This is a genomic window from Spartinivicinus ruber, assembly GCF_011009015.1.
Classification (GTDB): Bacteria; Pseudomonadota; Gammaproteobacteria; order Pseudomonadales; family Zooshikellaceae; genus Spartinivicinus; species Spartinivicinus ruber.
Window position 1 is genome coordinate 522,697 of the sequence record NZ_CP048878.1, and the last position, 19,804, is coordinate 542,500.

Annotated in this window: 15 protein-coding genes (1 of these 15 cut by a window edge); 9 read left to right on the plus strand and 6 right to left on the minus strand. The window is 41.0% G+C overall.

Annotation, left to right across the window (positions count from 1 at the left end; translation table 11 throughout):
* Window positions 1–3: 3 nt before the first annotated feature.
* The 4 genes from metF to G4Y78_RS02420 all read right to left on the minus strand — a co-directional run bounded on the left by metF (window position 4) and on the right by G4Y78_RS02420 (window position 4,694).
* Entirely contained in the window at window positions 4–855 is an 852-nt protein-coding gene (gene metF, locus G4Y78_RS02405) for a methylenetetrahydrofolate reductase [NAD(P)H] (protein ID WP_163831308.1), read from the minus strand.
* A 237-nt stretch (window positions 856–1,092) separates the two neighbouring features.
* Entirely contained in the window at window positions 1,093–2,460 is a 1,368-nt protein-coding gene (gene ahcY / locus G4Y78_RS02410; protein ID WP_163831310.1) for an adenosylhomocysteinase, read from the minus strand.
* A gap of 21 nt (window positions 2,461–2,481) precedes the next feature.
* A complete protein-coding gene (gene metK, locus G4Y78_RS02415; protein WP_163831311.1) occupies window positions 2,482–3,645 on the minus strand; it encodes a methionine adenosyltransferase in 1,164 nt (387 codons plus the stop codon).
* Between the two features lie 20 nt (window positions 3,646–3,665).
* The gene (locus tag G4Y78_RS02420; RefSeq protein ID WP_163831313.1) at window positions 3,666–4,694 is read right to left on the minus strand and encodes an ArsR/SmtB family transcription factor; all 1,029 of its coding nucleotides are present in this window, start codon (window positions 4,692–4,694) and stop codon (window positions 3,666–3,668) included.
* A 328-nt stretch (window positions 4,695–5,022) separates the two neighbouring features.
* Between G4Y78_RS02420 and G4Y78_RS02425 the strand changes: the two genes are divergently transcribed.
* On the plus strand, window positions 5,023–6,993 hold the full coding sequence (locus tag G4Y78_RS02425) for an ATP-binding protein (RefSeq protein WP_163831315.1): 1,971 nt from the start codon (window positions 5,023–5,025) through the stop codon (window positions 6,991–6,993).
* Here the strand turns inward: G4Y78_RS02425 and G4Y78_RS02430 are convergent.
* Window positions 6,990–7,193: a DUF1289 domain-containing protein gene (locus G4Y78_RS02430; protein ID WP_163831317.1), complete on the minus strand. Its 204-nt coding sequence runs from the start codon at window positions 7,191–7,193 to the stop codon at window positions 6,990–6,992. The genes G4Y78_RS02425 and G4Y78_RS02430 overlap by 4 nt on opposite strands.
* A 48-nt stretch (window positions 7,194–7,241) precedes the next feature.
* Window positions 7,242–8,021 (minus strand): substrate-binding periplasmic protein, encoded by a 780-nt coding sequence (locus tag G4Y78_RS02435; RefSeq protein WP_163831319.1) that lies wholly within the window; start codon window positions 8,019–8,021, stop codon window positions 7,242–7,244.
* Between the two features lie 392 nt (window positions 8,022–8,413).
* On the opposite strand from G4Y78_RS02435, the gene tkt reads away from it, so the two are divergent.
* From tkt to G4Y78_RS02475, 8 genes are all read left to right on the plus strand, one after another.
* Window positions 8,414–10,423 (plus strand): transketolase, encoded by a 2,010-nt coding sequence (tkt, locus tag G4Y78_RS02440; RefSeq protein WP_163831321.1) that lies wholly within the window; start codon window positions 8,414–8,416, stop codon window positions 10,421–10,423.
* A 56-nt stretch (window positions 10,424–10,479) separates the two neighbouring features.
* Window positions 10,480–11,496: a type I glyceraldehyde-3-phosphate dehydrogenase gene (locus tag G4Y78_RS02445; protein ID WP_163831323.1), complete on the plus strand. Its 1,017-nt coding sequence runs from the start codon at window positions 10,480–10,482 to the stop codon at window positions 11,494–11,496.
* Between the two features lie 28 nt (window positions 11,497–11,524).
* Window positions 11,525–12,697 (plus strand): phosphoglycerate kinase, encoded by a 1,173-nt coding sequence (locus G4Y78_RS02450; protein WP_163831325.1) that lies wholly within the window; start codon window positions 11,525–11,527, stop codon window positions 12,695–12,697.
* Window positions 12,698–12,815: 118 nt separating this feature from the next.
* The gene (gene fba, locus G4Y78_RS02455) at window positions 12,816–13,880 is read left to right on the plus strand and encodes a class II fructose-bisphosphate aldolase (RefSeq protein WP_163831326.1); all 1,065 of its coding nucleotides are present in this window, start codon (window positions 12,816–12,818) and stop codon (window positions 13,878–13,880) included.
* A gap of 378 nt (window positions 13,881–14,258) precedes the next feature.
* Window positions 14,259–16,220: a M12 family metallopeptidase gene (locus G4Y78_RS02460; RefSeq protein WP_163831328.1), complete on the plus strand. Its 1,962-nt coding sequence runs from the start codon at window positions 14,259–14,261 to the stop codon at window positions 16,218–16,220.
* Window positions 16,221–16,383: 163 nt separating this feature from the next.
* Window positions 16,384–17,733, plus strand: a complete 1,350-nt coding sequence (locus G4Y78_RS02465; protein WP_163831331.1) for a glutamine synthetase family protein — start codon at window positions 16,384–16,386, stop codon at window positions 17,731–17,733.
* A gap of 163 nt (window positions 17,734–17,896) precedes the next feature.
* Window positions 17,897–19,039, plus strand: a complete 1,143-nt coding sequence (gene potA / locus G4Y78_RS02470) for a polyamine ABC transporter ATP-binding protein (protein WP_163831333.1) — start codon at window positions 17,897–17,899, stop codon at window positions 19,037–19,039.
* Window positions 19,036–19,804 carry the 5' portion of an ABC transporter permease subunit gene (locus G4Y78_RS02475; protein WP_163831335.1) on the plus strand. It continues 152 nt past the right edge of the window, so only the first 769 of its 921 coding nucleotides appear in the window; its start codon is at window positions 19,036–19,038; its stop codon lies off the right edge, out of view. The genes potA and G4Y78_RS02475 overlap by 4 nt, the downstream gene beginning before the upstream one ends.

The following is a 19,804-nucleotide window of genomic DNA, read 5'->3' on the forward strand; positions in this document are numbered from 1 at the left end:
TCTTTATTTCCCCAATCCTAAATTATTTACAATAGCCAAACTAGGCTCAGCCTGATTTAAGGTATAAAAGTGAATGCCTGGTACGCCTTGGCTGATTAATTTTTCACAAAGTTGAGTAATCACTTGTTCACCAAATTTTTTGATGCTGGTAGCATCATCACCGTAGGCTTCTAATTGTTTGCGAATCCAGCGAGGGATTTCTGCTCCACAGGCATCGCTAAAGCGGGCCAGTTTGGTATAGTTGGTGATTGGCATAATGCCGGGAATAATTGGCACGTCAATTTTCAGCTGTTGGCAACGTTCAACAAAGTAAAAGTAACTATCAGCATTAAAGAAATATTGGGTAATGGCAGAGTTGGCACCTGCATCGATTTTGCGTTTAAAGTTTTCTAGATCTTTTTCGGCATTAGGCGCTTGAGGATGAACTTCTGGATAGGCTGCCACTTCTAAGTAAAATTGATCACCACTTTGTTCGCGAATAAACTCAACCAGTTCATTAGCATAACGCATTTCGCCAGAAGCTAAGCCCATTCCAGAAGGCAAATCTCCTCTTAAGGCTACAATTCTTTTTATATCATGTTGTTGGTAAAGCGCTAATAATTCGGCTATTTCATTTTTATTCGCACCTATACAGGATAAGTGAGGTGCTGTTGGGATGTTAGTTAAATTTTTAATATCAAATACAGTTCCAGCTGTACGATCACGGGTTGAACCTGCTGCGCCATAGGTTACAGAAAAAAATTCAGGATTGCTGGCAGCGAGTTTCTTGGCTGTATTTAACAGTTTTTCTGCACCATTATCGGTTTTTGCTGGGAAAAACTCAAAACTGATTGGAAGCGATGATTGTGTTTTCATAATGTATTTATAAGCAATGTTGTTGCCTTCTCGGATAGGGTTGTTAGCTGTTGCGAAAGGGTGTTGAAAATATGCCTAGTGTTCGATATGGAATAACAGGGTATTTATCTTCCACTCTTGAAGGACCATTTCTAGTCTATCAAGGTTTAAAAAGGCTACAAAATACCCTATTATTTATATCCGCTAGCTTTTATGGCTTAATTATTAAAAGTATAAAAGCTATTTGAGAAGGATAATTTAGTATTTATAATTATCCGGTTTAAACGGCCCCTCAACTGGGGTGTTCACATATTTAGCCTGTTGTTCTGTCATTTTAGTAATAACCCCACCAAAGCCTTCTACCATGTAACGAGCGACTTCTTCGTCAAGTTTTTTCGGTAGAATTCTGACATATAAATTCTTTGACTTTTCACCAGCAGGCAATTCGCCAAATTTGCCCTGGTATAAGTGAATTTGTGCAAGTACTTGGTTGGCAAATGAGCCGTCCATGATTCGTGAAGGATGGCCTGTTGCGTTACCCAGGTTAACCAGACGACCTTCTGATAATAGTAAAATATGGTCGTCAGTAGCGGTATTACGATGAACTTTATGGACTTGGGGCTTTATTTCTTCCCACTCCCAGTTTTCCCGCATAAATGCTGTATCGATTTCAGTATCAAAATGGCCAATGTTACAAACAACTGCGCCAGATTTTAGTGCTTGTAGCATATTTCGATCACATACATGCACATTACCTGTGGTAGTTACCAATAAATCAGTTGTGCCTAATAACTCACGGTTAATGCCTTCTGGAGTACCAGTATTAATGCCACTGATGTAAGGAGAAACTACTTCAAAGCCATCCATGCAAGCTTGCATAGCACAGATCGGGTCTATTTCTGTTACCTTAACAATCATACCTTCCTGGCGTAATGAAGCAGCAGAACCCTTACCTACATCACCATAACCGATAACTAAAGCTTTTTTGCCTGCCAATAAATGGTCTGTAGCACGTTTAATCGCATCATTTAAGCTGTGACGGCAGCCGTATTTGTTATCATTTTTAGACTTGGTAACTGAGTCGTTAACATTAATTGCTGGTACTTTTAAGGTGCCTTTTTCTAGCATTTCTAACAGGCGGTGGACACCTGTAGTGGTTTCTTCTGAAATACCATGGATATGATTCAGCATTTCAGGGTATTTATTATGCAGGATTTCAGTTAAGTCACCGCCATCGTCAAGCACTATATTGGCATCCCAAGGGCTACTGTCTTTAAGAATAGTTTGTTCAATACACCAAACGTATTCCTCTTCAGTTTCTCCTTTCCAAGCAAATACAGGGGTACCACTGGCTGCTATAGCTGCTGCTGCATGGTCTTGGGTAGAGAAAATATTACAAGAAGACCAGCGTACTTCTGCACCCAATTCAATTAAGGTTTCGATTAAAACTGCTGTTTGGATGGTCATATGGATACAACCAAGAATTTTTGCACCCGCCAGCGGTTTACTGTCACTGTATTTACGGCGAATTGCCATCAGTGCAGGCATTTCTGATTCGGCAATTTTAATTTCTCTGCGGCCCCAGTCGGCGAGAGAAATATCAGCAACTTTGTAGTCGTTAGCCATGAGCTTACCCTTAAAATTTAGTTAGATTTTAGCTGTTTGTTTTAAAAGATCGGCTTTATCTGTTTTTTCCCAAGTAAACTTGGCTTCTTTACGACCAAAATGACCATAAGCGGCAGTTGATTTATAAATGGGGCGGTTTAAGTCGAGCATGTCGATCAAACCTTTTGGACGCAGGTCAAAGTGCTCGCGAATTAGCGCGATGATTTGATCATCGCTAATTTTGCCTGTGCCAAACGTATTCACGCTAATTGAAGTAGGCTCGGCTACCCCAATAGCATAAGACACTTGAATTTCACAACGATCAGCCAACTCTGCAGCGACAATATTTTTTGCTACATAGCGACCTGCGTATGCAGCACTGCGGTCTACTTTAGAAGGGTCTTTACCTGAAAATGCACCACCACCGTGGCGAGCCATACCGCCATAAGTATCAACAATGATTTTTCGGCCAGTTAAACCACAATCACCTACCGGGCCGCCAATAACAAATTTACCAGTGGGGTTAATAAAGTATTTAGTTTTTGGGGTTAACCATTCTTCGGGCAAAACAGGCTGAATGATGGTCTCTAAAACTGCTTCGCGTATTTCTGACTGTTTAATGCCATCTTTATGCTGGGTTGATAATACAACAGCATCAATACCACAAGGTTTGCCTTGTTGATCATATAAAAAAGTTACTTGGCTTTTAGCGTCTGGCCTTAGCCAAGGTAAAATGCCATTTTTTCTAACTTCTGCTTGGCGTTTAACTAAGCGGTGAGCATATGTAATGGGGGCGGGCATTAATACGTCTGTTTCATTAGTGGCGTAACCAAACATTAAACCTTGGTCACCAGCCCCCATCTCTTTGTGTTCTGCTTCATCTACACCTATTGCAATATCTGATGATTGTTTACCAATGGCATTTAATACAGCACAGGAGGCGCCATCAAATCCCATTTCGGAGTGGTTATAACCAATATCCAAAACGACTTCACGTACTAAATCTTCAATATCGACGTATGTGTTAGTGCGTACTTCTCCGGCGACTAAAACCATTCCGGTTTTTACTAATGTTTCGACTGCAACCCGTGCGTTATTATCGTCTGCAATAATGGCATCTAAAATTGCATCTGAAATTTGATCCGCTATTTTATCTGGATGGCCTTCTGATACAGATTCAGAAGTAAAGACGGAATATTCGCTCATTGGTTATTTTCCTAATTTAATCAGTTACTAGTCATGATTGTTTCTGGCTTAGTAAAATGCCGCACTTGAAGTTGAAATCCATTGCGCAACCCCAGATACAGGCTTTCTTTTGGTTCAAGGTCAGTCTGTTGAACCCAGCCATTTACTTCTTCTTCTGTAAAACCTAACCACATATCGCCACAGGCTTGTTGTACCCAGCTCTGGTCATGGGCACATAAATCGCTAATTAATAATGATCCACCAGGTATTAATACTTCACTTGCTTTAATAAACAATTCAGCTGGGGAGGGTACGTGGTGTAATACCATATTCATCACTATACAGTTAGCTGTCAGGGGTGTTACTAAAGCTTCGACAGCTTCTTGATGAATAAACTGAATATTATTTAACTGCTGGTCTGCGGCAAACAACTTAGCTTTCTCTAGCATTTCCTGGGAAATGTCAACAGCAATTACTTGGCTATATAGTGGAGATAATACATTTAAAAACTGGCCTTCGCCTGGCCCAATTTCAACTGCTGTACTATCTGCGGGAATAGCCAGGGTAGTCAGGACTTCTTTAAGGCTGGCGGCATAAATGTCGTATTCTGCAATCAGCTCCTGCTGTTGACGAAACTTATCAGCAAATTTAGCAAAGAACGCTCTGGCGGTTTCTGCTCGTTGTAGTTTAACTTGCTGGAGTCTGTTCTGAGTTGCTTTCGTTATCGGAAGCAGATCGACAGTTTTATAAAGAGTCGTCAGTAACTGAGCTGTAGCATGATCTGGCCTGGGCCATTCTCGTCGGTAAAAAATCGTATTACCTTCTCGTCTGGTTGTCAGTAATCCAGCCTTTGCCATTACTTTTAAATGATGACTAAGCGCTGACTGCTTTATGTCGAGAATAGCGCATAGCTCTAACACACCAAATGAGTCTGCTTTAAGCACTCGTAAGATATCTAGTCGTAGCGGATCAGCGCTGGCCTTGCAAAAACTAGCTAGAGCCTCAGAGCTAATAAGAGCAGAGCCTAAATCTTGAGTTATGCTAGCTTGAGATAGCGAGTTAGTAGTCATGGCTGCCAGTGTAGCAGTTGCTTAAATCAGCTACAACATCTATATCAAATTTTTTTGATATAGATTGGTGGCAGTGGTGATATATAGAGGCAAGTCCAGGATTGGTTGAAAATTGATCTTTTTGAGGCTGCGAGTTGTATTTTCAAACAATTCTCTGAAAGCTTTAATAGCTTATATTTTGCAAAATAAAAAAGGGTAGCAGAAGTTGACTATAATTTAAGAACAAAATTTTAACAGGCAAGGAGGTGGGAGTTTTTTCATGGAAAAGACATTATTTATTCATAATTATCTTGTTGTATTTTTTGCTTCAATCATTTGAGAAGCATAAATGAAATTGCTCTGGTCCCTTCGTGCAAAAACACTAGTGTTTCCACTGTGTTTCATGTTGGTGATGTTGCTTGTTTCATTTAATTTTCTTTACATTTATATTGAACAATCACTTTTTACCAGAGGCTTTCAAGAACAAAAACTAGAGTATTACAGCCAAATTACTAACGTGTATGCCAGCTTTTCTACTAATCATGCGCTCATTTATGATAGCTTGCGTGAATTTCAATTGGGTAATAATAAGGAAGAACTTTACAAAGATACAAACAGTTGGGTGGTAAATGCGCAAAGTGTATTTAATGGCTTAGTTGTATTGGCAGGTGAAATAAATAACAATCAAAAAAACTTTCCCTTGGATAAACTGTTTAATTTAATGTCCAGCATTAGTCAGTACAATCAGGTAACGGAAAGCGCTCTGAAACTGGCTGCGGTAGATATTGATAGCTCCTACTTAAAAATGGCCGAAGCGACTGCAAAGTATAGTGAAATAATCAAAAAATTTAATGGGCTAATAGCTAACCTGGATAAAAATTTAGCGGAACAGGCGGGGCTGGTTGAATCACGTACAAAAGGTGGGTTAGTGGTTTTTCTGATTGTTTTAGTTGTATCGTGCTTTTGCTCTTTTATCCTTAGTTTGCTTTATGCCTCTAATATTACCCGACCACTGTTTAACATTGTTGCAAGTATTAAGGAAATGGCTGGTGGTAATAAGTCTATGCGTTGCCAGATTGAAACATCTGACGAAATAGGCAATTTAGCCAGAGAGGTTAACAAGTTAGCAGAGAGCTTAGAGTATGCTGAAGCGGTAGGAGAAGAAAAGAGCTCTTTTTTAGCAAATATGAGTCATGAAATCAGAACGCCATTGAATGGTATTGTTGCAACAGCAGAACTGCTCATGGAAACGAGTAGCTCTTCTTCAGAAAGATCAAGTTATGTTGAGTTGATTTATAAATCGAGTAAATCGCTTTTATCCGTTATTGATGATGTGCTGGATTATTCTAGGGTGGAAGCAGGTAAAATTGATGTTGACAATAAAAAGTTTTCGCTCAAGCTATTGCTTGAAGAAATTAAAGCACTATTTGTACTTCCCTCAGAAGAAAAAAATATAAAGTTTTTTTTAAAATGCTCAGATAAACTAAGTAATTATTATATTGGGGATGAAGGGAGAATTAGGCAGATATTATTACACTTGTTGGGTAATGCGATTAAATTTACATTTCGTGGGTGTATTGTTGTTGATGTTGACTCAGCCATAATTAATTATAAAAACTGGGTGATTATCAATGTTCGTGATACAGGGATTGGAATTGATCACAAAAATATAAACAATATATTTAAAGGTTTTTATCAGGTTGAGCATTCTAGTACTCGTTCTTATGGCGGATCTGGCCTGGGATTGGCAATCAGCCAAAAGCTTGCTCAGTTGATGAGTGGTCAGTTGCTGGTAGCCAGCAATCCTGGCCAAGGTTCAACCTTTACTTTAAGGATACCTTTAGAGCCTATTGCGGCACCAGTTGAACAGACACCTGCTGAAAAACAGGTAAGAGATTATAACAAGCGTGTTCTAGTAGTCGATGATACGCCCAGTAATCAGATGATTGCTAGAGCAGTGCTTTCTAAACTGGGGTTTTCAGTTGTCATTACAGATAATGGTAAAGCAGCACTCACCCAGTTATTAAACCAGTATTTTGATATTGTTTTTATGGATATGCATATGCCTGTACTTGATGGTATTGAGGCTACTAAACAAATACGACAGCTAAAAGGCAAGAAGGGAAAAATACCTATTATTGCTTTAACTGCCAATGTGTTACCAGAAGATAAAGCACTTTGTATTCAAGCAGGTATGGATGGTGTTATTACTAAACCTATTACTAAAGATAAAATTATTGCAGAAATAGATAGGGTGCTATCTTATAAAGCAACGGAAGATGATGATAACTCAACAGCAAGGTTAGTCACGGAAAATTAAGAGTCATTGGTGAATGGTATGCTTTTGTTTTCTTGTCTTGCCTTCGCATTAGCTAAAATTTGTTTTCGTCTAGCTTCACTAGCTCTATGCCATTCTAGTATTTCATCTAATGAGCGAAAACAGCCAATGCATATGTTGTTATTATCTAAGCAGCAATTACGCACGCAGGGTGAAGTTGTGGTTGGGAGTGTGGTTTTCATTTTTATTCCCCTTGTGTTCCTTGTTTGAGAGTGCTGCATTAAAATAATTCAATTAATTACCCCATACTTGGTGTAAATTTCGTTTAATAGGGTATTGCCTGTTTTACCTTTCTTATTTTTTATTTTATCAAGAGCTGTTTGAAGTAATTTAACGGTGCTATCAGGTGTGTTTTTGCTAAAGGCGTAACTAGATTGGATGGGGGGGAATGTGTACACGGTTTCGAAGTCATTGATGTTATAACCCAGCTTTATTAGCATCCATCTAGCAACGTTAATTTCATAACCCCATGCATCAAAACGGTATGATACCAGCATTTTTGCTAAGGTTTCCGGGTGGTTATTACCATATTTAAAGTTAGGTGAATTGATACCTATTCCTTTAAATAACTTCTCAGCGACATCATCTTTTACCACACCAATAGTTAAACGGTTAAGGTCATTTAAATTATGGGCTTTAATATAAGCATCTTTTCTAGCTGTTAACCCAATTTGGCTATTCATATAAGGTCCAGCCCATTTAAAAAGGTTTTCGCGCTCTTTAATTCGAGTCATACCAAATAGCACAATATCAGGCTGGTTAAGAGCCATATAATAACCACGTGTCCATGGCATCATTTTGATATCGTTTTTTAAGATTGGGCAGTCGATGGCTGCTAAAGCAGCAAGTAACAGATCGACCGAAATGCCCTGTAATACCCCTTCTTCCATAAAATTATGTGGTGGATAATCTTCGGTTATGTAAGTTAACTTTTGAAGAGGGCAAGCTTTAGTGGTTAGTGCTGAAACTATTAATAAGCCACTAAACAAGCTATAAAACCACTGACTCATAAAACTGGTAGCTTTCTTAGTATGCAAGGTTATTTAAGGATAGTCTGGAAATTACCAGTAGTGGGAAAGTGGCTAGTGGTGCATGTGTAAAACTATTACCTTATTTTACGCATAGACCGCTAGAGTAAGCTAAATTGCAAGTCAGTCTTGATTGGCTGTAATGCTTGATACAACAAAGAGTTGACCAGTAAGTCAGTTTGGTGGGAATGCTATCAAACCTTTGTGGTTTTGCGGTTAATACATTTGCTGATAAAGCCAGAAAAAGAGACAATACTGACCGTTTTTTCGAGCTTAAACCTGTTCCAAAGTTAACTTGCAAAGTGGGGGTTGCAAAAAGTCATGTGTACAGTTGCTTTGCAGCACCCTCCAATTAGGCTGTAGGAGACTATTTCATGTCGTCGACCCGTCAAGAGCGTGTCAATGCCATTCGTGCATTAAGTATGGATGCGGTACAAAAAGCCAAAAGTGGCCACCCTGGTGCGCCAATGGGAATGGCTGATATTGCTGAAGTACTCTGGTGCGAATACTTGCAACATAACCCAGCTAATCCTAACTGGGCTAACCGTGACCGCTTTGTACTTTCCAATGGGCATGGCTCAATGCTGCTTTATTCATTACTGCATTTAGCGGGTTATCAGGTTTCTATTGACGATATTAAAAACTTCCGTCAGTTACATTCCAAAACTGCAGGTCACCCTGAATATGGTTATGCACCTGGGGTGGAGACTACAACAGGTCCACTTGGACAAGGGATTGCTAATGCCGTAGGGATGGCAATTGCAGAGAAAACCCTAGCAGCTCAGTTTAACCAAGATGGCCATGAGGTTATTGATCATTACACCTATGCTTTTACTGGCGATGGTTGTTTGATGGAAGGTATTTCCCACGAAGTCTGCTCTTTGGCAGGTACTTTAGGTTTAGGCAAACTGATCGTATTTTATGATGACAATGGTATTTCTATCGATGGTGAAGTAGAAGGCTGGTTTACCGATGACACGCCAAAACGCTTTGAGTCTTATGGCTGGCAGGTGATTCCTGGTATTGATGGCCATAGTGCTGAAGCTATCAAGCAAGCAATAGAGACAGCAAGAGCCAATCCAGACCAACCGACTTTAATTTGTTGTAAAACTATTATTGGTTTTGGTTCGCCTAATAAAGAAGGTAAAGAGTCTTGCCACGGTGCACCATTAGGGGATGAAGAAATTGCCTTAACCCGTGAAAAACTTGGCTGGCAACATGGCCCATTCGAAATTCCAGAAAATATCTACCAGGGCTGGGACTCAAAAGCTAAGGGTGAAAGGCTTGAGCAAGAGTGGAATACAACATTTGCTGCCTATAAAGCAGCGCATCCTGAATTAGCTGAAGAATTAGAGCGCCGTTTAACTGGTGAATTACCAGCAAACTTTGCTGATCAGGCAGGAGCGTATATTAAAGAGTGCCACACCAAAGGCGAAACCCTGGCCAGCCGAAAAGCTTCTCAAAACACTTTAAATGCTTATGGCCCATTATTACCTGAGCTGTTGGGTGGCTCTGCTGACTTAGCTGGTTCTAACCTAACTTTGTGGAAAGGCAGCAAAGGCGTCACAAAAGAAGATGCTAGCGGTAACTACATGTTCTATGGTGTCCGTGAGTTTGGTATGTCGGCTATTATGAACGGTATTGCCCTGCATGGTGGTTTTGTGCCTTACGGTGCAACGTTCTTAATCTTTATGGAATATGCCCGTAATGCCGTACGCATGGCCGCATTGATGAAACAGCGCAGCATTTTTGTTTATACTCACGACTCCATTGGTTTAGGCGAAGATGGCCCAACCCACCAGCCAGTTGAACAAATGGCAAGCTTGCGTACTACACCGAATATGTCACTGTGGCGCCCTTGCGATACAGTCGAGTCTGCAGTGGCTTGGAAAGCAGCTATTGAACGTAAAGACGGCCCAACTTCCCTGGTATTTTCTCGTCAAGGCTTACCTCACCAGGCACGTACTGATGAGCAGTTGGCAAATGTGGCTAAAGGCGGCTATACCTTGCGCGACTGTGATGGTTTGCCTGAGCTGATTTTAATTGCTACTGGATCAGAAGTTGGCTTGGCTATGGATGCAGCTGAGCAGTTAGCGGCGAAAGGTACTAAGGTGAGAGTGGTTTCTATGCCATCAACTGATGTCTTTGACGCACAGGATGTTGAATATAAGCTTCAGGTATTACCTTTAGAAGTGCCTGCAAGAGTGGCCATTGAAGCAGCACATGCTGATTACTGGTACAAATATGTAGGCTTAGATGGTCGGATAGTCGGTATGCATACCTTTGGTGAATCTGCGCCTGCAGGTGATCTGTTCAAGGAATTTGGCTTTACTGTTGAAAATGTTGTCACAGTAGCGGAAGATTTACTAAACCTTGAAGAGTAGAATATAAGGCGGTACTTACCGCCTTTTTTGTTTTTAAGAATCGGAATTTAGCTAACATGGCATTTCGTTTAGCTATCAATGGCTATGGCCGGATTGGCCAAAGCGTGTTAAGAGCATTGTTCGAAACCAGTCACCGCCAACACATGCAGGTGGTGGCTATTAATGAGTTATCTGATTTAGATACCATTACTTACCTTACCCGTTACGATACCACCCATGGCAGATTTCCCGCTTCAGTAAAAAGGCAGCGTGATCATTTGGTCATAAATAGTGATCCTATTCAGGTGATTAACCAGCCTGATCCAGCCAAGTTACCCTGGAAAGAGTTAGGGGTAGATCTAGTATTGGAATGCACTGGCTCGTTTAGTGATCGGCAAACAGCTGAGCAGCATTTAGCTAGTGGAACACCTCGGCTGCTATTTTCTCAGCCTGCAGAGCCAGAGTCGGTAGATTCGACTATCGTATTTGGGGTTAATGAAGAAACATTGCAGGCTAATCATCAAATTGTTTCCAGTGCATCTTGTACAACCAACTGTATTGTGCCGGTCATTAAAACTTTAGACGACACATTTGGTATTGAGCACGGCACTATAACCACTATTCATTCGGCAATGAATGATCAGCCAGTCATTGATGCTTACCACCATAGTAATTTACGGCTAACACGCAGTGCTCTACAGTCGATTATTCCTGTGGATACTGGGTTGGCAAAAGGGATTGATCGGCTGCTACCTAATTTAGCAGGAAAATTTCAGGCATTAGCCATGCGCGTGCCAACTATTAATGTTTCGGCTATGGATTTAACGGTGCAGGTAAGCAGAGCAACTGATGTCTCGGATGTAAATGAAGTTATTCGTGATGCTTGCCATGGTCGATTACAGGGGTTAATGGGAGCAACTGATGAACCGCTGGCGTCGTGTGACTTTAATCACGATGATCGCTCGGCAATTGTCGATTTAACTCAAACTAAGGTTAGTGGCACTAATATGGTAAAAGTGATTGCCTGGTTCGATAATGAGTGGGCGTTTGCTAATAGAATGTTAGACGTCAGTTATCATTGGTTAAACATATAACTGCTGTTGTATTTTAAGGGGGATTTCAATGGCTGTGATCCAAATGAAGGATCTTGATCTTGTTGGCAAGCGGGTGTTAATCCGCGAAGATTTAAATGTGCCGGTGAAAAACGGAAAAGTAACCAGCGATGCAAGAATACAAGCGGCTTTGCCCACTATTCAGCAGGCAGTGGAGGCTGGCGCGAAAGTATTGGTCATGTCTCATTTGGGTAGACCAACGGAAGGTGAGTTTTCTGAAGAGTATTCATTAGCACCTGTCGCTGATTATTTATCTGAGTTGCTAGATAAATCAGTGAGGCTAGAACGAGACTGGTTAAATGGAATTGAGCTGGAAGTAGGCGAGGTGGTGCTACTGGAAAATGTTCGCTTTAATAAAGGCGAAAAGAAAAATGATGACCAGTTAGCCAAGCAAATGGCCAACCTATGTGATGTTTTTGTGATGGATGCATTTGGTACTGCTCATCGGGCTCAAGCTTCAACTCATGGGGTTGCTAAATATGCGCCTGTTGCTTGTGCTGGACCGTTGTTAGTCAATGAGCTGGATGCATTAGGCAAAGCGCTGGATAACCCTGCTAAACCGCTGGTTGCCATTGTTGGTGGTTCTAAAGTTTCAACCAAGCTTACGGTGTTAGAGTCTCTGGCCAAAGTGGCGGATAAAATTATTGTGGGTGGCGGAATTGCCAATACGTTTCTTGCTGCGGCAGGCCATCCAGTAGGTAAGTCTTTATATGAGGCTGACTTAATGCCAGAAGCAAAAAAGCTGATGGCACAAACCGATATCCCACTACCTGTTGATGTGGTCACTGGCAAGGAGTTTTCTGAAACAGCTGCAGCGGAGTTGAAAGGAGTATCCGATGTAGCTGAAGATGACATGATTTTTGATGTTGGGCCACAAACTTCCGAGCAGTTCAAAACGATTTTGGCAGAAGCTAACACAATTATTTGGAATGGTCCTGTTGGGGTGTTTGAATTTGATCAGTTTGGTGAAGGGACCAAAGCTTTATCCTTAGCAATTGCTGATAGCGCTGCTTTCTCTATTGCTGGCGGGGGGGATACCTTGGCAGCAGTTGATAAATACGGCATCAAGCAACAAGTGTCCTATATTTCTACTGGGGGTGGTGCTTTCTTGGAATATGTAGAAGGGAAAACCTTACCAGCAGTAGCAATACTAGAAGAGCGCGCCGAAGAGCGACGTTCATAATAATAAAGTAATAAAAATATACCCAACTTGTAGGGTATATCTATCCACATACAGCTTGCACTTTTATATATGAATCGCGGCAGTTTCGAGGTTGCCGCTGTTACTTTGAGGACTGAAAATGGCACTGATTAGTATGCGACAGTTGCTTGACCATGCTGCCGAGCATGGTTATGGCGTTCCAGCATTTAATGTCAACAACCTAGAGCAAATGCGCGCAATCATGGAAGCGGCTGATCAAACCAACAGCCCGGTGATTGTTCAGGCATCTGCAGGTGCTAGAAAATATGCGGGTGCTCCGTTTTTACGGCACTTGATTTTGGCAGCAATTGAAGAATTTCCTCATATTCCAGTCGTTATGCACCAGGATCATGGTACTTCTCCTGCTGTGTGCCAGCGTTCTATTCAACTAGGCTTTTCTTCGGTAATGATGGATGGCTCGCTAGGTGAAGATGGTAAAACCCCCACCAGTTATGAATATAATGTTGATGTTACTCGTCGTACGGTTGAAATGGCTCATGCCTGTGGTGTTTCTGTCGAAGGTGAGCTGGGCTGTTTGGGCTCATTAGAAACTGGTCAGGCTGGAGAAGAAGATGGAATTGGTGCTGAAGGTACGCTAAGCCATGACCAAATGCTGACTGACCCGGAAGAAGCGGCTGATTTTGTTAAAGCCACTAAAGTTGATGCATTGGCTATTGCGATTGGTACCAGCCACGGTGCTTATAAGTTTACCCGTGAGCCAACGGGCGATATTTTAGCCATTGAGCGCATTAAAGCTATTCATGAGCGTATCCCTGATACCCATTTAGTAATGCATGGCTCTTCTTCAGTACCACAGGATTGGCTAGCAGTAATCAATGAATTTGGTGGTGAAATACCAGAGACTTATGGCGTGCCAGTAAAAGAAATTCAAGAAGGCATCAAATATGGTGTACGTAAAGTGAATATTGATACTGATTTACGCTTAGCTTCTACAGGTGCTATCCGTCGTTTCTTGGCTACTCATAAAGCTGAATTTGATCCACGTAAATATCTGACAGTCGCGACTAAAGCGATGAAAGACATTTGTGTCGCCCGCTATGAAGCGTTTGGTACTGCAGGACAAGCCAGTAAGATTAAACCATTGAGCTTAGAAAAAATGTTTCAGCTTTATGAAGCTGGCGAATTAGATCCAAAAGTGAATTAAGCAAAAAATGTATAGCTAAAGCGAATGATTTTTAGGGAGCTGGCTTACTAATGTGTAGCTATTGATAGCAGCATTAATTGAAATAAAAAATGCTAGCTGGAAGTTGTGTATTCAGCGACAACAACAAACCCTAAAGGACATTTGAGAAGGCTATAGCGGCTATATCTTAAAGGATATAGCCGTTTTTTTTACGTTTCTGAAACAGTAACAAATCCACTTGTTGTATATCGCATATTGTTCCAATAAACCTGTGAACCAGGTCTCTCGTTTTAGCCCTCAATAAAAAGCGTTATTTCTATAATTACATTTGCGTGAGTTGGATAACCAAGAATATCTAAATATTTTTATTTGGGTGTTCAATATGCAAGGAGTTAGCAAATGCATTACCTTAATTTAAAGCACACGGCAGCTGTATTATTGTCAGCATCTGTACTGGGGAGTACAGGCCTTTATGCAGAGCAAACCGAACACGAAATTAATCGTTATATTAATGGACCTGTTCATTTCACTTATTTAAATGGTACTGATGAACGCATCTATTACCAAGTAATAGATGGCTTAGCTATTTATGAAGGCGATATTATTTTGGGTACCCATGAGGACGTTCAGCAATATGGGGCTTCATTTGCAATATCACCATGGACTGAGGCTGAGGATGTTAGAGAGGATGGTGAGGCTGTAACTGAATTTAGCGCACCTACGAAAAATAAACGTAGTTTGTGGCCTAACGGAGTGCTTTATTATCAAATAGACGCCAGTTATCCCAGTCAGGGTAGAGCTAAAGTTGAAGCAGCTCTTGATTATGTTGCTTCTAAAACTAATGTAAAATTCGTTAAACGTACAAATCAAAGTAATTATGTCAGAGTAATTAATGGTTCTGGTTGTTGGTCTTATGTCGGTATGACCGGTAGGCAACAACAATTATCATTAAGCTATCCAGGTTGTGTTTATCAAGGTGTTATAGCTCATGAATTTTTGCATGCACTGGGCTTTTATCATGAGCAATCTCGAGCAGATCGTGATAACTACGTTAATATTCACTGGGAAAATATACAGTCTGGAATGGAGGGAAACTTTCAAAAGGCAGATACTGATTTAAATGTGGGTCCCTATGATTACTATTCTGTAATGCATTATTCGGCGTATGCATTTTCTAAAAACCGTCGGCCTACAATAACTCCAAAAGACCCAAGTGTGCCAGCAGATAAGCTTGGTAATCGCAGTGGCTTAAGCGATAAAGATGTAGTAGGGGTTAATTATCTTTATCCTAATGATGATCCAGGCCCTGGACCAGGTAAAGACCCTAAAATTCAGCTGAAATACAAAAAAGCGGAAATTAAAAAAGGTCAAACTTATGACTTGCCATTGGAAATCAGTGATGATGATTATGACAAGTTATCCATAGTCACTAACTCCAATAATCAGGCCCTATTACCAGATGCCAATCTTAAACTAAAAGCAGGCTCGCAAAAGGGGAGTTACACACTGCATATGGAGCCGTTAGCCACTGCAACAGGTACTGCAGTTGTTACTATCACTGTGTTTGATTTTGATGGAGGTGTTGCTGAAGCAAAATTCACTTTAATTGTAAAGGATGATGGTAGTGCCAAATTATCAGTTAATTTTGCTAAGGATGGAGCCGAAATACCAAAAAACCAAACCTATAGTGCTAGCTTAGTGGTAAAAGGTGCTGAGCCAAGCGATTTAACGTTTGTGGTAAACTCTGATAACCAGGCATTGTTGCCTGATGGTAACTTGGTTATTAAGAAAACTCAGGCACCAGAAAAGTTTTTGCTGGAAATGACGCCGCTGAAAGATGCGGTAGGTACAGCAAAAGTAAAACTGTCTGTGTTTAGCTCAACTGGTGGTGCAGCAGAAGATACTTTCACTTTGGTAGTGAAAGATGATGGCTCTCAAAAACCTTATTGGTTGCTGGTTTCTAAGTTAGGTGCTTGTGTTACTGTTACTAAGAACCGCCTGGAAAATGCACAGTATGCTGTAAGTCCTAGTTATTGTCAGGGTAAAGATAACCAACTTTGGCATAGAGATAATGCTGGTAGGATAATGCCTAAGTCACATCCAAACCATTGCTTGCAGGTATCTAAAGCAGCTAATGGTGCCATTAGCTTTGTGGCACCCTGTAAGGATAGCAAGCTAAACAGCTGGCAAGTTGATAAAGAGATAATCCGTAGTGCAGCTAACTCAGAGCAAGTATTGGATTTCTATATCCGCCAACTGAAAATAGGTTTATGGAAGTATCATGGTGGTAATAATCAACGTTGGTTGTGGATAACCAAAGAAAACCTGGCAGAGCTACGGCTATTGCTTAAAGCAAAATAAAAACACACTTTGGTGTTATCTATCACTAGTCATTTTAGGTGAAAAAAGACGAGTATAATTAAAAGCTACCTTCCTGGTAGCTTTTTTTGATATATCATGATCAGCAAGCAGAGCTATATTCATAGTAAGCTGATATAAAAATAGAAAAACGGTCGAGACAGATATGGAGTCAATCAAAGCTTGGATCAAAGAACATAATATTACCGAGGTTGAGTGTTTAATTGCTGACTTTACTGGCATTGCCAGAGGAAAGATTATGCCTGCCAATAAGTTTTGTCAGGATATGGGAGTTCGTTTACCTGAAGCTGTTTTAATCCAAACAGTGACGGGAGATTACGTGGCGGATGAACTGTATTATAAATTAACTAACCCAGCTGAAGTTGATATTAAGCTACGTCCAGATCCCCAAGCTATTTATTTGGTGCCCTGGGCACAAGAACCAACAGCTCAGATCATCCACGATGTATACGATAAACATGATAACCCAATGGAGTTATCACCCCGTAATCTGTTAAAAAAAATCCTCAAACTTTATAAAGAAAAAGGTTGGAGCCCAATCATTGCTCCGGAGTTAGAGTTTTATCTAACCAAAACCAATATTAATCCTGATCACCCTTTACAACCCCCTGTTGGTCGCTCAGGTCGACAAGAAACTGGACGACAGTCGTTTAGTATCGATGCTGTAAACGAGTTTGACCCGCTTTTTGAAGATGTTTATGACTATTGCGAGGCGCAAGGGCTAGATGTGGATACGCTGATTCATGAAGAGGGCACTGCACAGATGGAAATTAATTTTCAGCATGGGGATGCGTTAACCCTTGCTGATCAGGTGTTTCTGTTTAAGCGAACCGTACGGGAAGTAGCGCTCAAGCACAGTGTTACAGCTACTTTTATGGCTAAACCGATTACCGACGAGCCTGGTAGTGCGATGCATATTCATTTGAGTGTCCATGATAGTCAAACTGGACAAAATATTTTTAATGATCGCAATGGTGGAAAAGTTACGCCGTTGTTTGAAGGATTTATTGGTGGACTGCAAAAATACATTCCTAGTGCTATGCCATTGTTTGCACCTAACGTGAATTCTTATCGGCGGTTTTTGCCTGGTGAGTCGGCACCTTTAAATGTTGAATGGGGAGTCGATAATCGAACTGTCGCGTTTCGGGTACCGGAGTCATTACCAGAAAATCGTCGGGTGGAAAACCGACTGGCAGGAGCCGATGCCAACCCTTATTTAGCTGTAGCTGGTTCGCTAATATGTGGCTATATGGGAATGCTGGAAAAATTAAAGCCCAGTGAACCTTCAACAGGTAATGCCCATAAAATAGAAAATTACAGCCTGCCATCAAGTCTAGAACATGCTTTGTTAGGCTTAGCGCAGTGTAAGCCTTTATGCGACATGTTGGGCCAAAAGTTTGTTGATGCTTATGTAGCGGTTAAAGAAACAGAAAGTGAAAACTTTAAGCGCATTATCAGCTCTTGGGAGCGCAAATACTTATTGCTTTCTGTTTGATAAAAGCTGAACTAATCCTATCGGTAATGCTTGAACAAAGATGAAGCCAGATAAGTAGGCGCTTTTTCAAAATTTATTTCTCAACTTTTTTGCTTTCCAGCATCAAGCCAGTATACCCTTCGCGAAAGATTCTTAGTGACTTCAGATTGGAGAATAACGAATTATGGCAGAAACTGTTGTGGGGGGCCTGGGAAGTAATGGGCTGCCACCTCAGCGTGATCATGTATTGGTAGAAATTAAGCAACTTACAAAGCATTTTAATACTACCTTGGCTGTAGATGATGTGTCGCTTGAAATTAAAAAAGGTGAGATTTTTGCGCTACTGGGTGGTTCGGGATCAGGCAAATCAACCCTTTTAAGGATGTTGGCTGGGTTTGAGCAGCCTACAGCTGGGCGTATCTATTTAGATGGCGAAGATATCACTGACTTACCTCCATACCAACGTCCGATTAATATGATGTTTCAGTCGTATGCGCTGTTTCCGCATATGACTGTGGAACAAAATATAGCTTTCGGCTTAAAGCAGGACAAACTACCCAAAGAACAAGTGGCTGCTAGGGTAAAGGAAATGCTAAAACTGGTGCATATGGAGCAATACGCCAAGCGTAAACCACATCAACTGTCGGGTGGTCAAAAGCAGCGAGTGGCACTGGCCAGGAGCTTAGCAAAGCGCCCAAAACTGCTATTGCTTGACGAGCCAATGGGAGCATTGGACAAAAAGCTACGCAGTCGTATGCAGTTAGAAGTTGTGCAAATTCTGGAAGAAGTTGGCGTGACCTGTATTATGGTGACACATGACCAGGAAGAAGCCATGACAATGGCTGAGCGCATTGGCATCATGAATGATGGTTGGATTGTGCAAGTAGGGACGCCAGTTGATATTTATGAAACCCCTAACTGTCGTATGACCGCTGAGTTTATTGGTTCAGTTAATATCTTTGAAGGCGAAGTTGTAAAAGATGAAGTGGACCATGTGATCATTAGCTCTCCTCAATTAGAAAGGGATATTTATTTCAGTCAGGGCATTATTACTGCGTTGGAAGAAAAGTGGGTATTCGTTGCTATCCGTCCAGAAAAAACCTTTGTCACTATTACCAAACCACGGGGGCAATATAACTGGGCAAAAGGGGTCGTGCATGATATAGCCTATTTAGGCGGGCATTCTGTTTATTATATAAAGCTGATAAATGGCACAGTTATTCAATCAACTATGGCCAATGTCGAGCGAAAAATGGATCGCCCTACCTGGGATGACCCGGTCTATATCAGTTGGGAAGATGATAGTGGTGTGGTGCTAACGTCATGAACTTTAATATCAATAGCTATAAGTTTTTACGTTGGATACCATCCGGGCGCAGCTTTATTGTAGGGATCCCCTATGGCTGGCTGTTGGTATTTTTCTTGGTTCCTTTTATCATTGTTTTAAAAATCAGCTTATCTGAAGCGGAAACAGCGATACCGCCATATTCTGAAGTATTTCAATATGCTGATGAAACCATTAAAGTTATCCTGAATTTAGGTAATTATTTATTTTTACTTGAAGATGACCTGTATTTAGCCGCTTATATCAGCTCGTTAAAAATTGCTTTTCTTTCAACAATATTCTGTTTGTTATTAGGTTACCCGATGGCATATGCCATGGTGCAAGCTTCTGATAAGTGGAAAACTATTTTATTGTTGTCGATATTGTTGCCTTCCTGGACTTCGTTTTTAATTCGGGTTTATGCCTGGATAGGGATTTTAAAAAACAATGGGCTAATCAATAATTTGCTGATGGGGTTGGGAGTTATTGATAGCCCGTTGCCAATGCTAAATACAAACTTTGCTGTATATGTGGGAGTGGTTTACACATATCTGCCGTTTATGGTGCTACCTATCTATGCGATTCTAACCAAACTGGATCATTCTCTATTGGAAGCCTCAGCTGATTTAGGGGCAAAACCTTGGCAAACCTTTTTAAAGGTAACTTTGCCGCTGTCAAAAAGTGGCATTATCGCTGGTTCAATGCTGGTGTTTATTCCGGTAGTAGGGGAATTTGTAATTCCAGAGTTGTTGGGTGGCCCTGAGTCCT